This is a genomic window from Streptomyces sp. 4F14, from assembly GCF_048159485.1.
GTDB lineage: Bacteria > Actinomycetota > Actinomycetes > Streptomycetales > Streptomycetaceae > Streptomyces.
This window is the reverse complement of record NZ_JBLRVY010000006.1, coordinates 170,524-184,592: the sequence shown is the minus strand read 5'-3', so window position 1 is coordinate 184,592 and position 14,069 is coordinate 170,524. Positions and strand designations below refer to the sequence as shown.

9 protein-coding genes are annotated in these 14,069 nt (G+C 72.0%); 5 read left to right on the top strand and 4 right to left on the bottom strand.

All coding sequences use genetic code 11. The features are described from left to right. Positions 1-77 precede the first annotated feature (77 nt). The 3 genes from ACLZOT_RS12200 to ACLZOT_RS12190 form a co-directional block, all read right to left on the bottom strand. Positions 78-749, bottom strand: a complete 672-nt coding sequence (locus ACLZOT_RS12200) for a peptidyl-prolyl cis-trans isomerase (protein ID WP_416968839.1) — start codon at positions 747-749, stop codon at positions 78-80. Beyond that, positions 746-5,008, bottom strand: coding sequence for an NEW3 domain-containing protein (locus tag ACLZOT_RS12195; RefSeq protein WP_416968838.1), 4,263 nt, complete (start codon positions 5,006-5,008; stop codon positions 746-748). Before ACLZOT_RS12195 ends, ACLZOT_RS12200 begins: the two co-directional genes overlap by 4 nt. A 97-nt stretch (positions 5,009-5,105) precedes the next feature. Further along, positions 5,106-5,990 (bottom strand): MurR/RpiR family transcriptional regulator, encoded by an 885-nt coding sequence (locus ACLZOT_RS12190; RefSeq protein ID WP_416968837.1) that lies wholly within the window; start codon positions 5,988-5,990, stop codon positions 5,106-5,108. 153 nt (positions 5,991-6,143) lie between these two features. Between ACLZOT_RS12190 and ACLZOT_RS12185 the strand changes: the two genes are divergently transcribed. Further along, entirely contained in the window at positions 6,144-6,932 is a 789-nt protein-coding gene (locus ACLZOT_RS12185) for a sugar isomerase domain-containing protein (RefSeq protein ID WP_416968836.1), read from the top strand. 43 nt (positions 6,933-6,975) lie between these two features. Here the strand turns inward: ACLZOT_RS12185 and ACLZOT_RS12180 are convergent, their stop codons facing one another. After that, positions 6,976-10,005, bottom strand: a complete 3,030-nt coding sequence (locus tag ACLZOT_RS12180) for a beta-N-acetylglucosaminidase domain-containing protein (RefSeq protein ID WP_416968835.1) — start codon at positions 10,003-10,005, stop codon at positions 6,976-6,978. 136 nt (positions 10,006-10,141) lie between these two features. On the opposite strand from ACLZOT_RS12180, the gene ACLZOT_RS12175 reads away from it, so the two are divergent. The 4 genes from ACLZOT_RS12175 (at position 10,142) to ACLZOT_RS12160 (ending at position 14,049) form a co-directional block, all read left to right on the top strand. Beyond that, positions 10,142-10,618, top strand: a complete 477-nt coding sequence (locus tag ACLZOT_RS12175; RefSeq protein WP_416968834.1) for a hypothetical protein — start codon at positions 10,142-10,144, stop codon at positions 10,616-10,618. A 60-nt stretch (positions 10,619-10,678) separates the two neighbouring features. Continuing rightward, the gene (locus ACLZOT_RS12170) at positions 10,679-11,185 is read left to right on the top strand and encodes a MarR family winged helix-turn-helix transcriptional regulator (RefSeq protein ID WP_416968833.1); all 507 of its coding nucleotides are present in this window, start codon (positions 10,679-10,681) and stop codon (positions 11,183-11,185) included. A 215-nt stretch (positions 11,186-11,400) separates the two neighbouring features. Beyond that, positions 11,401-13,143, top strand: coding sequence for an FAD-dependent oxidoreductase (locus ACLZOT_RS12165; RefSeq protein ID WP_416968832.1), 1,743 nt, complete (start codon positions 11,401-11,403; stop codon positions 13,141-13,143). A 9-nt stretch (positions 13,144-13,152) separates the two neighbouring features. After that, positions 13,153-14,049 (top strand): dioxygenase, encoded by an 897-nt coding sequence (locus ACLZOT_RS12160; protein WP_416968831.1) that lies wholly within the window; start codon positions 13,153-13,155, stop codon positions 14,047-14,049. Positions 14,050-14,069 lie beyond the last annotated feature (20 nt).

Sequence of the window (14,069 nt, the reverse complement as noted above, 5' to 3'; positions counted from 1 at the left end):
CAGAATTCATCGGAGGTCAATGGTTTGCGTGTTGCGTTTCGGTTCCGTGCGTTACCCGTGCGGTCGCCGTACCCCTGTCAGTGGCGGTGTTCGTGGTCCGGATGCGCCGGATCGCCGGGATGCTCGTGACCGTGCGTGTACTCCACGCCGGCCCGCTCCCCGTCCAGCCAGTCGAAGAACGCCTGCCGGCCCCGCGCACGCCGCAACTCGCCCTCGATACCGGCCCGTACACGCGCGTACGGCACGAGATCCCGCGCCTTCGCACCCCGGAACGGATCCACCCCCCGCCGCAACGCCTCCGGCGTCAGGAACCGGTCCGGATTGCGCTCGTAGTACTCCCGCACGGCCTCCTCCCCGACCCGCTGCTCCCCCTCCAGCGCCGCCAGCAGCGCCCGCGCGGCGGCGGAGTGCGCGAGCGCCACGGCCACGATGCTCCCCAGGTCCGCGACATCCGTCCCGGACACCCCGAGCACCCTCCCCGGCGCCATCTCGGGCGGCGGCGCGAGCCCCCGCGCCACACACGCCCGCCGGGCCAGCTCATCGACGACCACGACCTGCGTGGCCCACCGCCGCCGCTGCCGCTCGTCCCGCGCGAGCCCCTCGGGCCGGGTGACCCGGTCCCGGGCGGGCACGGCGGCGAGAACGGCGTCCACCCGGGATGCCGGTACGGCGCTTCCGGCGACGGTGGCGGCGAGGGGTGGGTGGTGATGGCCGTCGTGCGGGTGCGTCCCCGTCACTTCCCCGCTCACGCCGTCACCTCCACCACGACCGCCTCCGTGTACGCCACGCACCCGTGCCACCCCACCTTCGCCATCAGCCAGTACGCCCCCGGCGCCACCGCCGACGCGTCGATCTCGATGCCCGCCTCCACGCTCTCCCCGGCAGGCACCGCGAACCCCTGCAACCCGGGCGACACCCCCGCCCAGGTCCCCCACGCCGACACCGCCCACAACTGCCCGCTCACGGTCCCCCGCGTCGTATTGCGCAGCCGCACCGGCACGGTCACCCGCTCACCCCGCCGCACCCGCACCCGGTCCACCCCGAGGGACGTGACCAGCGTCGGCCCGGTGCGCCCGTCGGGCTCGCCGGGAGGCACCTCGCCCGGTACGTCGAGGGCGACGACGTCCTCGTACACCTGCCCGCCGTACGACAGGTGCGCGGCGAGCCAGTGCCGGCCGGGTACGACGTCCGGTGGCGGTACGACGGTCACCTCCGCGAGGCTGAAGCCGCCCGGCGCCAGGTCGTACGGGACGACGGGCGGCGAGGCGCTCCAGCCGTCCGGCACGGACAGCCGTACGGTGCCGGAGGCCGGCGCGTCGGTCAGTTCCGAGGAGACGCGGACCGTCGTGGTGACCGGGCCCGAGGCGGTGAGGGAGGTGGGGGAGAGGTAGACGGCGAGGGGGAAGTTGCCGCGTGGAGCCGGACCCGAGTTGTGGAGCCAGTAGCGGGTGTAGACGGGCTGTGCGGGCTCGTGCCCGGCGACCGGCTCAACGCCCTCGGCCGGTACGGCAGTTGAGGGCACCGCCAGCACCGTCCCCACCTCGAACCCACCCAGCCCGAACCCGACACCCCAGTCGGCCTCAAGCTCTTCCCCGGCCCGCTCCAGCACATCGGACCGGACAGCCGAAGACCACTCCACGGGCCCCGTCACCCGGGCCCGCACGGGCCGCCCCTCCACCTCGTGCACCCGCACGACCACACTCCGCCCCGGATCCACGGCCTCCGACCCGCCCCGGGCCAGCGGCGACCCGGCGGCCTTCAGCGCGTCCACCACGACCCGCCCCTCGGGCTCGACGGCGAACAGCGTCGCCGCCCGGGGCAGCCCGGTGACGACCTCGCCCCCCGCCCGGATCCGCCCGCTCAGCGGCCGGTTGAAGGCGTGCCCGGCCTGTGGGAGCCGCTGCTCGCGCCAGTCGCCGGGCCCGGCGAGGACCGCGTACTCGAACGTGTGCGACCAGTGCTGGAGCTGGAACCCGGACCCGTCGGGCGCGGTCCGGCGCGGCGGATCGACCCAGATCCCGGACGGCCAGCCCGTACAGGACCGCATCAGCGACATGTAGAGGTCGCCCGAGGCGGTGACGACACACCCCGGCGTCCCCCGGTTCAGGACGGCGAAACTCCGCCCGTCCCACGCGTCCCCGGGCGGCAGCGCCTCTCCGTTCCCGGCCGCCGTGGCGTGCACGACGGCGTCCTCCAGGTCCCTGATTAGCGCGTCGACGGCCTTCGCGTCCTGCTCCGCGTCGAGGCCCGCGACGACGAGCAGCGGCAGCCGCTCCAGGTCCCGCAGGTCCGCGCCGGGCACCCACTCCTCGCGCAGCGAGGCACGTGGCGCGACCCACACGAACGCGAGCCCCTCCTCGGCGAGCCTGCGCCGCAGCTCGCGCGCGGCGGCCGGGTCCCAGCCGAGCGCCTCGGCGACCAGCGCGTTGCGCTCGGGCCCGCCGACGGCGATCCGGATGTCCGGCAGATTGGAGTCGACCTCCAGGTCGCCGTACCGCTGCCCGCCCGCGATCGTCGAGGTCGCGGTGACCCCGGCGCGTACGAGGGCCGCCGCGAGCGGAGTCCCCAGCTCGCCGGCGCTGCCCCAGTCGGGGTAGATCAACTCGGCGACGCCGACGGCCCGTTCGCCCAGCGGCGAGCCGTCCGTGTCGTGCACGGCGACCCGGGCCGTCGCCCCGAGCCCGAACCACGTGTTCGCCGGGTTGTCCAGCGTCCACGGGAACCGCTCGCTGTCCACCTCCACGAACCCGAACCCGCGCCCGATCACCGCGTCCGCGACCTCGTGCACCGGCAGCCCGCCCCGCACGTCCGACGGCCACCGCACCCGGATCAGCCGGTCGGCGCCGTCGTACCCGTCGAGGGTCGTCGAGACGTCGAGCCGGTCGACGTCCGCCCACAGCGTGATCCGCTGCGTGTAGCGGAAGAGCCCCAGGTCACCGCGCACGGTGATGCGGGACCCGGCGGGGGAGTGCTCGACATCGATGTCAGCCGTGACATCTCCGCTGCGTGCGGCGGTGATCCCGGTCGGCGTGAGATGCCACGGGCCCTCGCCGAAGCGGGGGTGCCGGGCGAACTCCTCCTGCACGACGAGCTCGTTGCCGATGTCGCCGGGGCGCAGCAGCTCACGCCCGCCCTCTGTCTCGTTCAGCGCCCGCAGACTGCTGACCCCGCCCCCGCGCGCGGGATCGACGGTGACCTCGTAGTACGCGTTGCGGATCGTCACCCCGTCGCCACGCGTCCACCCCGGCACCGAACCCTCCGCCAGGGAAAGGGCCTTGAGCCCCATGCCGGGCACCTCCGGTACGACGACGGTCAGTTGACCGTCCTCGCGTACGGCGGGCAGCGGCAGGCCGGTGACGTCCAGCGGGACGAGGCCGGGGTCGTCGACGGTGAGGGTGTCACGCCGTTGCCAGGTCGCCGAGTTGAAGACGACGAGGTCCGGTGCGCCGCCGGGCAGCGACACGACCCGCGAGGCGATGGCGTCGGTCGCGTCCGCGTGGACGTCGCGCGCCAGGTCGTACAACTCCCGCCAGCCGGTGAGGAGATCGACGTACACCTGGTCGGACTCGGAGCCGGTGATCGCGTCGTGGTGGGCGCCGTAGATCAGCTGGCGCCACGCCTTGTCGAGCGCCGCGTCCGGGTAGGCGCGGCCGGCCACCAGGGAGGCGAGCGTCGCCCAGGACTCCGCGTCGGAGAGCAGCGACTCGCCGTACCGCTGGGCCTGTTTGGTGTCGATGTACGAGACGTCCTTGCCGGTGTAGACCGGGTTCATGTCCCGGGTCTGCGGCGAGGCGACGCGGCCCTCGGTCTCCAGCTCGGCGCGTACGGCGGCGAAGAAGTCGCGGGGGATCGCGCTGACGAACCTCGGCCAGACGTAACGGGCGTTCCAGTCGCGGTGGATGCCCATCACCCAGCGGCACGGGGGCGCGTAGTCGCCGCCGACCGGCAGCATCACGTTCTTCGTGAGCGCGACCTTCTTCAGCCCCTTGAAGAGCTTCAGCGCGGCCTGTTCGGCCTCGGGGAGCGTGGGCGCGTTGTCGATGGCCCAGCCGGCGCCGTAGTGGTTGACCATGTACGCCGTGAGCAGGCCCCGGCCGGAGGGGGCGATCCAGTTGAACTCGGCCTGGAACTGCATGCGTTGCGGGTCGCGCGGCTCCTCGCCGAACACCGACAGGGTCGGCCCCCACTGGTGGAACGGGCCGCGCGCCCAGGAGCTGGTGGAGATGTCCGCGTCCGCCATCAGGCCCGGGAACTGCGGGTCGTGCCCGAACGCGTCCAACTGCCAGGCGGTGTCCGGCTCCGCGCCCATGATCCCGCGCTGGAAGCCGTCGCCGTACAGGGCGTTGCGTACGGTCGCCTCGGCGCCGGTGAGGTTGGTGTTGGGCTCGTTGTAGGTGCCGCCCATGATCTCGACGCGCCCGGTGCGGATCAACTCCCGCAGGAACGCCCGTTCTTCGGGGAAGGAGTCCCAGTACGGCTTGAGGTAGTCGACCTCGGCGAGGACGAACGTGTACGCCGGGTCGCGCCGCGCGAGGTCGCAGTGCGCGCGCACCAGGCTCATGCCGGACTGGCCGCGCGAGTCGAAGGTGCGGGCGGGCAGTCCGCCGGCGTCGTCGGCGACGTCCCAGGTCTCCGTGTAGGCGGCCTGCGTGTTCCACCAGACGGGGTCGTAGTGGAAGTGGCTGACCATGAACATCGTCCAGCCGGGCTCGGCGGCCGTGAACTCGGCGGTGTGCCGGACGCTCTCGCCGTCGTCCTCGGCGGTGACCGTGATCTCGCGCCGGTCGCCGGGCGCGAGGCCCTCGGACGTCACGGATATCTCGGCGCGTACGGTGCCGTCCTCGCCGACGGTGACCAGCGGCTCGTCGACGCCGTGGACGCCGTCGCCCGTCAGGGTCAGCCGGACCGGCCGGCCGGGATCGTGCCCGATCTCGACGGCCACCACCTGGCGCGGATGCTCGGCGGTGCCGGTGAACAGCTCGGTCGACTCGACGGAGATGACACGCATGGGGCTCCTACGGGAGGTCGAGGGAGCCTCATAGTGGCATCGAGCGGTGGTTCAATCAACCACTCCTGGGTATCGAGGATGGTTGATCCATGCACGATCAGCGGGCGCGGCGAGCCTTCACCGCGTGCTGCGGACCGATGTGGTCGGTCAGCGCGAGGGAGGCGCTGGCCCGCTGGTAGGAGAGCTGCGCGACCCGTACGTACAGGCAGTCCACGATCATCAGGACCGAGTGCCGGCCGCCGATCGAGCCGGTGCGGAAACTGGTCTCCGAGGTGGCCGAGATCAGCCGGATGTCGGCGGCGCGGGCCAGCGGGGAGCGCGGGTCGGTGGTCAGCGCGATCGTCGTCGCGCCCCGCTCCCTGGCCATCTCGAACGGCTCCAGCGTCTCGCGCGTCGACCCCGAGTGCGAGATGCCGATCGCCACGTCCGCCGGGGTCAGCAGGGCCGCCGAGGTCGCCGCGCCGTGCACCTCCGTCCAGCCGCGCACCGCGCAGCCGATCCGGAACAGCCGCGTCTCCGTCTCCTGCGCGACCGCGCCGCTGCCGCCGACGCCGTACACGTCGATCCGGCGGGCCTTGGCCAGGGCCTGGGCGCCGCGCTCCAGGGCGTCCAGGTCGATGCGGTCCACCGTCTGCTGGATCGCGCGCAGGTCCGCGCTGCCGACCACCTGCACGACCCGCTCCAGGCTGTCGTCCGGCGAGATGTCCGGGCCGATCTCCGCCGTCCCCCAGTCCGACGCCTCGCCCCGGCCGCGCTCCTGCGCCAGCTCGATCAGGAGGTGCTGGTAGGAGTCCAGGCCGATGGCCCGGCAGAAACGGGTCACCGTCGCCTGCGAGGTGCCGGTGCGCCGGCCCAGCTCCGCCGCCGAGCAGTGCGTGACGGCGGCCGGGTCCTCCAGGATCAGCTCGCCGACCTTCCTCAGGGAGCCGGCCAGTCTCGGCAACTCGGTGCGGATCAGTGTGGTGACGTCGGTCGTGGGCATGAGGAGAAGGTATCAGCCACCGACTGACTGGTCGGATGAATACCAGGACCGAACGTGCGCCTCATTGCCGGTGAGCCCGCGTGTGTGATTTATTGATTCACCTGTTTGCTGAAGCAGGGTGGTTTGAGCCATCGATCAGTGGGGAGTGCCCAGGTGACCGTCGAGTCCGCCAACGAGTCCGCCAACGAGTCAGTGCGTGCGGAACGCTTCGCAAAGGAGGGGCTCGACGTCCTCTCCCGCCTCGTCGAGACAGCCGGGGAGGACGTGTCCCGGGCCGCCTCCCTCATCGCTCAGTGCGTCCGCGACGACGGGGTGATCCAGGCGTTCGGCACGGGCCACTCCCAGGCGCTCGTCCTCGAACTCGCCGGACGCGCGGGCGGGTTCGTCCCCACCAACCGCCTCCAGGTCCCCGACCTCGTCCTCTTCGGCGGCGATGCGCCCAGCGCCCTCGACGACCCCCTCCTCGAACGCGAACCCGGCATCGCCGCCCGCCTCTACGACCTCGCCGCGCCCCGGCCCCAGGACCTCTTCGTCGTCGTCTCCAACTCCGGCGTCAACAACGTCATCGTGGAGATGGCCATCCAGGCGAAGGAACACGGGCACAAGCTGCTCGCGATCACGTCCCTGGCCCACACACGTGCCGTCCCGGCGAAGCACCCGAGTGGGCAGAAGCTGGCGGACCTGGCGGACGTCGTGCTGGACAACGCGGCGCCTCCGGGGGACGCGCTGCTGCCGCTGCCGGACGGCGGGGCGGTGTGCGCGCTGTCCACGCTGACCGGGGTGATGCTGGTGCAGATGGCGGTCGCGGAGGCCGCCGGGCAGCTGATCGAGTCCGGGGACCGGCCGCCGGTGTACGTGTCGGCGAACGTGCCGGGGGGCTTCGAAGGGAACCTGGAGCTGGAGAAGCGGTACGAGGGACGGATCCGCCGCACCGCGAGCTGAAGCAGGGGGGTGCCGTCTCCTTCGAGACGGCACCCCTCTTTCTTTACTTCACCGGCACCCCCGTCACCGTCGCCGCCAACGGGTACGCCCCTGTCGGCAGCGGCGTGCCCGGCTTGCCGGTTCCCGTGTTCACCGGCACGAGCCGGTTCTCGTCGGCCGTCGTCACGTAGACCGTGTCGCCGTTCCAGCCAGGGGTGGCGTCGAAGGCCGAGCGGCCGACCGTCACCGGGGTGCCCGGGGCGCCCGTGACCGTGTCGACCGGGGTCGCGGTGTCGCCCGTGCTGGCGGTGACCCAGAGGGTGCGGCCGTCGGGGGTGATGGTCAGGCCGTACGCCTGGCCGGTGACCAGGAACGTCGGCTTCGTCGCGTTCGTGGCCGTGTCGATCGGGGTGATCGTCGAGCCGCCCGAGTTGGAGACGTACACCGTCCTGCCGTCCGGGGACGCGACCACGTTGAAGGGGCGCGGGCCGACCGGGATCGCCTTGCCCGCCTTGCTCGTGGCCAGGTCGATCGGGGTGACCGTGTTGCTCCGGATGTTCGGGACGTACAGGGTCCTGCCGTCCGGCGTGATCGCCAGGTTCTCGGGACCGCTGCCGACCTTGACCGGCGTGCCCGCCTTGAGGGTGGCCGTGTCGATCGGCTGGACCGTGCCGTCCGTGTAGTTGGCGACCCAGAGGGTCTTCTCGTCGGGCGTCAGCGCGAGGCCCGCCGGGACCTTGCCGACGGCGACCGTCCCCGTGACCGTACCGGTCGAGACGTCGATGACGCTGACCGTGTTGGCGCCCTGGTTCGCCGCGTACGCCGTACGGCCGTCCGAACTCGTGATCACCTCGCCGGGGTTGGCGCCGGTCTTGATCTCGGTGCTCGTTCCGGACGCGAGGTCGATCGAACTCACCGAGCCGCCGCTGAAGTTGGCGGTGAGCGCACGCAACGTGCCCTGGCCGTCGGTGACTTGGACGGGGAGTGTGCGGGGCAGGGCGCCGGAGACGGTGAGGGAGCGGACGCCGGGTTTCGCGGTCGCGGCGGCCGTCAGGGTGATGGTCGCCGTGGTGCCGGTGCCGGTGGACGGGGTCGCCGTGAGGCCGTCGGGGACGGTCAACTGCCATTGCGCCGGGCCGGACTCGGAGAAGTTCAGCGTGACCGTCGCCTTCTCGCCGGGCTTCAGGGAGACGGACGGCGGGGTGAAGGTCGCGTCGGAGCCGGGGGCGGGGGCGTTCTCCAGGACCGTCCGGTACAGGAACTGGTCCATGACGCCGGGCGAGACCTGCTGGGGCACCGCGTCCAGGGCCTTGCGCTCCGACTGGAGGCGGTTCCAGAGGCGGGACACGGCGTCGGTGTCGCCCTGCTGGTGCGCGCGGAGCAGGTCCAGCGCCGTGACGCCGGCCGTGCCGTACGCACCCAGCTTGTCCAGCCAGGCCGAACTCTCCTTCAGGAAGCCGGGGTTGGCGAGGTGGGCGCGCAGTTCGGCCGGGGTCCGCGTCATGTCGGTGAAGTAGGCGCGCAGGGCCTTCTCGTCACCGGACGCGCGGAAGTCCGCGATCAGCTTCGTCAGGGTGGGGGACTCGGTGGTGTTCAGCGCGGACGAGTACTGGTTCTCCGCGAAGATCCGCAGCCAGTGCTCCGCCGCCGGACCACCCGCGAGGTCGCGGACCGAGGCGAGGAACGCCTTGCCGGGGTCGTACACGTGCGGGTTCCAGAGGTAGGCCGCCGAGGTGAACAGGGCCAGTTTGCTGGCCTCCGCCTGCACCATCGGGTTGGCGGTCACGCCGACGGCGGTGGTCGGCACGCCGGGTTCGCGGCCGGTGTAGGGGCCGAGGAGGAGGCGGCTGGTGACGTAGTCGTTCACCGGGTAGTTGTCCCAGATCAGGATCGGATGCCCGTACACCTCGCGGGCCTGCTCGGTCTGGGCGGTCGTGATCACCGGCGGGATCGTGGCGGTGCCGGTCCACTCCACGATGACGTCCTTGTCCAGGTGTTCCCGCAGCGCCGACTTGTACGGGCTGTCCGCGAGGTCCGAGTACTCGGTGGGCACCATCTCCAACGCGCCCAGCCCCGAACGGCCTTGGGAGAACGCCGCCCACGCCTCGTCGAGCAGGTACGCCTGGGCCGTGCCGGCCGCCGCGCCGCCCGTCCCGAACTTCGCCTCGTCCGCGGGGCAGTTCCACTTCGTGTAGCTGATGTCGTCCAGCGGGATCGCGAACGAGCGCACGCCGATGTCGTACAGCGAGGCGAACTTCCGTACCAGCGCCGCGATGTCGTCCTGCGAGGAGTAGCAGACCGACAGACCCGGGGAGAGCGCGTACGTGAACCGGACGTGGTTCTCGGCCGCCCTGTCCACCAGCTCCTTGAGCGTCGCGAGCGCGGCGGGCGGGTACTCGTCACGCCAACGCGCCCTCAAGTACGCGTCGTTCTTGGGGGAGTAGACGTACACGTTCTGCTTCGTGCGGCCGTAGAAGTCCAGTTGGGCCAGGCGCGCGGCGTGCGACCACGGGGTGCCGTAGAAGCCCTCGATGACGCCCCGCAGTTTCGCCGTCGGCCAGTCCTTGACGGTGACGACCGGGAGTTGACGTCCCGTCAGGAGCTGGCGGAGGGTCTGGGCGGCGTAGAACGTGCCCGCCGTGTCCACGCCGGACAGGGCGAGTGTGCGGCGGCCCGAGGCGAGGACGTACCCCTCGGCGGGGAGGCCGGCCGGGGAGGGGGCGTGCAGTCTCCTGAGCGCGCGGGCCGTGTCCGGGTTCTCCGTCGGGCCGCCCACGTAGACGGTCAGGGCGGCCGGTGGGGGCCGGTCGCCCGCGGTGACGGTGACGATGTCGTCGGCGCCGGCCGCCCGCAGGGCCGTCTCGACGACCCGGCGGGCCGCGGGGTCGGTCTTCTCCCCGACCACCTCGACGACCCGGTCCGGCACGGTCAGCGAACCCCGGCCCGCCGTGACGTGCTGCGGCGTGGGCCAGATCTGGGGGAGGGGGGCCGCCGGGGCGGCGGAGGCGGGGGGAAGGGTGGGGAGAGTCAGCCCGAGGGCCAGCAGCAGGGCGAGGGGGAGTCGCCTGCGTAGCGCATGGGTGAATGAATCCATCGGCGCATGGTAGTGGGGGTGAATGGATCATTCAATGGGGGCGCGCGGGGCAAGGGGGTGATCGGGCCGTTGTGCGGGGTCTTGGAGGGAGGAGGGCGGGGGTGCGTCGGGCCGGAGCGTCCGGCAGCATGGCGGGGTGGCTGATCTGCTGTGGGGTGACGTGCGTTCCTTCTTCGACCCGGACTTGATGGGGGCGCTGCCGGACGTGCGTGTCCCTGGCGCCTCGGTGCGGGACTGGCAGGCGGTCCTCGATCTTGTCGCGGAGAAGGGGTGGAGGTGCCGTTACTCCGAGGGGGAGACGGTGCTTCCGGTGCCTCGGGCGGAGACCGTGCTGTCCCGCCCGGCGGACGCCGAGTGCCCCAGCCTGCGGGTCTGGCCGGCTGCCGGTGTGCTGGCGGTCTTCCGGTTCTACGCCGACGACGAAGTCGACTTCGATGTCGACCTGCGGGAGTTGCAGAGCCAGGATCGACTGGATGTGTTCTGCGGCTTCTTGCGGGATATCGGGCGGCGGCTGGACAAGCCCGTGCTGATGGATCCGGAAGGGTTCTATGGCCATCCGGTGCTGGGCTTCGATGTCGAGGCCGATCGGGTCGTTCTCCTCGCGGCTTCGTAAGGCGGGCCACACCCGCATTCGCATTGCTTAAGTTACGCAACTAACGGGTAGGCTGGGAGCATGACCCCAATGCCGCCCACCTCCCTGTCACCGGCCTCCGGAGAGGTCACGGAGATCGAGCGTCACTTCAACCGGCTCACGCTGCACTCGGGGCGGATGCGCCGGCACGAACAGATCATGGCCGCGAGCGGCGTCACGCTGGACCGGGCCGCCGCCGGCATCCTCCGCCATCTTTCCAGCGACCCGTCCCCCCAGCGCCCCGGCGTCCTCGCCGCCCGGCTCTCCGTCGAGGCGTCCCACGTCACCCGGCAGCTCGGCCAGCTGGAGAAGGCGGGCTACCTCGTCCGCACCCCCGACCCCGACGACCGCCGCGCCCAACGCGTCCACCTCACCGAGGCCGGCCTCTCCGCGGCACGCCGCGTCCGCGAGGTCAGCCGCCGCAGCATCGACCAGGCCCTCGCGGAGTGGTCCCCGGAGGACCGGGAACGGCTCGCGGCGTTGTTCGGGCGGATGGTGAGCGATTTCCTGGCGCATGCGGAGACGGAGGTCCAGGAGCGGGGTTCGTAGGTGCCGCGGGGCGGCTGCTCGCCGGGTGTCCGGCCGGGCGCCGGGCTGTTTCGTCGCGGCCGCCGCCCCTCGGGAAGGACCAGGTCGCACCCCCGAACCAGCCACACCCCCCACCACCCCCAAACCCGCCTCACTGTCTCGAAGTGAGACACCCGCCCCCACCCCCTCCGGTTCATGATCATGGAAGATTCCCCTCACTTCCCCGGAGCGGCCCCGTGCACACCGTCGAGCCCGATGTCGTGACCGACGTCCTCATCGTGGGCAGTGGCCCCGCAGGTGCCTCGGCGGCGCTGGCGTTGAGTACGTACGGCGTGGCGAACATGGTCGTCACGCGGTACGGGAGCCTCGCGGACACCCCCCGCGCGCACATCACGAACCAGCGGACGATGGAGGTGCTGCGGGACCTCGGCGTCGAGGACGAGGTCGTGGCGCAGGCGACGCCTCAACACCTCATGGGGAACACGACTTTCTGCACCAGCCTCGCCGGTGAGGAGCTGGGCCGGCTGCGTTCGTGGGGCAACGACCCCCTCGTGCAGGCCGAGCACGACCTCGCGAGCCCCACGCGGATGTGCGACATGCCGCAGCACCTGATGGAACCGGTCCTGGTGGACGCGGCGATAGCGCGCGGCACGGTGTTCCGGTACAGCACGGTCTACAAGTCGTTCGTGCAGGACGAGTTCGGCGTGACGGTGACCGTCGAGGACCGGGTGCGCGGCGACGAGTACACGATCCGCGCGAAGTACCTGATCGGCGCGGACGGCGGCCGTTCGCAGGTCGCCGAGGACGCCGGACTCCCGACGGTCGGGAAGATGGGCGTCGCCGGCAGCATCAACATCGTCTTCGACGCGGACCTGACCCAGTACACCGCGCACCGCCCCTCCACCCTGTACTGGGTCCTCACGCCGGGCGCGACGGTCGGCGGCATCGGCGCGGGCCTGGTGCGGTGCGTACGGCCCTGGCACGAGTGGATGATCGTGTGGGGGTACGACGTGACGGCGGGCGCCCCCGACCTGACCACGGAGTACGCGGAGTCGGTCGTACGGAAGCTGATCGGCGACGACGAGATCCCGGTGACCATCAGGTCGTCGTCCGCGTGGACGGTCAACGACCTGTACGCCGAGACCTACTCCAACGGCCGGGTCTTCTGCGCCGGGGACGCCGTGCACCGCCACCCGCCGTCCAACGGCCTCGGCTCGAACACGTCGATCCAGGACGCGTACAACCTGGCGTGGAAGCTGAAGCTGGTCCTGGAAGGCGCGGCGGGCCCGAAGCTCCTCGACACGTACACCGCCGAACGCGCCCCGGTGGGACGGCAGATCGTGACCCGCGCGAACAAGTCGATCGGCGAGACCGCGCCCGTCTTCGAGGCCCTCGACCTGCTCGCCCCGCAGACCCCGGCCCAACTGCGCGCGAACATCGCGGACCGCAAGGACGCCGGCGCGGCGGCGGAGAAGCGCCGCGAGCGGCTGCGGGAGGCGATCGCCTTCAAGGCGTACGAGTTCAACGCGCACGGCGTCGACCTGAACCAGCGCTACGCGTCCGACGCGGTCGTCCCCGACGGCACCCCCGACCCCGGCTTCGACCGCGACCCGGAGCTCTACCACCAGCCCACCTCGCGCCCCGGCGCCAAGCTCCCGCACGCCTGGATCACCTCCGGCACGCGCACCCTGTCCACGCTGGACACGGTCGGCAAGGGCCGTTTCACGGTCCTGACCGGCATCGGCGGCGAGGACTGGGTCCGGGCGGCGGACCAACTCGGCCTGGCGTCCGTGGTGATCGGCCCCGGCCAGGAGTACGACGACCCGTACGGCGACTGGGCCCGGCTGCGGGAGGTCTCGGACGCGGGCGTACTGCTGGTGCGCCCCGACGGGTATGTCGCGTTCCGGTTCGCGGGCGCCGCGCAGGATGCTGGAGAGCGGTTGTCGGAGGCGCTCGGGCGGGTGCTCGGGCGGGGCTGAGGGAGTCGTATGAGTACGGAATTCAGGAGTGCGGGGCCCGCCGGAGAGCCGGGCGGTGTCTCCGGCGATCTGACCGGTGCGGTCGTCGAGAGCTTCGCCGGTACGGCCGACCCCCGGCTGCGCGAGCTGCTCGGCTCCCTCACCCGGCACCTGCACGACTTCGTCCGCGAGACCCGGCTCACCGGCGAGGAGTGGGAGCGGGCGGTCGGCTTCCTCACGGCGACCGGGCAGGCGTGCACCGACACCCGGCAGGAGTTCATCCTCCTGTCCGACGTGCTGGGCGTGTCGATGCTGGTGGAGACGGTGAACGCCGCCGCCGGGCCCGGCACCGAGTCGACGGTCCTCGGACCGTTCCACATGACCGAGTCGCCGGTGCGTGAACTCGGCGCGGACATCGACCTGTTGGGAAGCGGCGAGCCGTGCGTGGTGAGCGGCCGGGTGCTGTCCGACGACGGAACCCCGCTGCCGGGCGCGGTCCTCGACGTGTGGCAGGCCGACACCGAGGGTTTCTACGACGTCCAGCAGCCCGACGTCCAACCCCCGGGCAACGGGCGGGGGTTGTTCACGGCGGACGGTGAGGGCCGGTTCTGGTTCCGGACGTGCGTGCCGGACGCGTACCCGATCCCCACGGACGGGCCGGTCGGCGATCTGCTGCGGGCGACCGGCCGCCACCCGTACCGGCCCGCGCACATCCACTTCATCGCCGACGCGCCGGGACACGAGCCGGTCACCACGCACATCTTCGTCGCGGGCGGCCGCTACCTCGACTCCGACGCGGTGTTCGCGGTGAAGCAGAGCCTCGTGCAGGACTTCACCCCGACCGACGACCCTGTCCTGGCACGGGAGTTCGGCGTCGCGAACCCCTTCCGGCACGCGCGCTTCGACCTCGTCCTCAACCCCCGGTGACCGGCGTGGAGTTCGTGCAC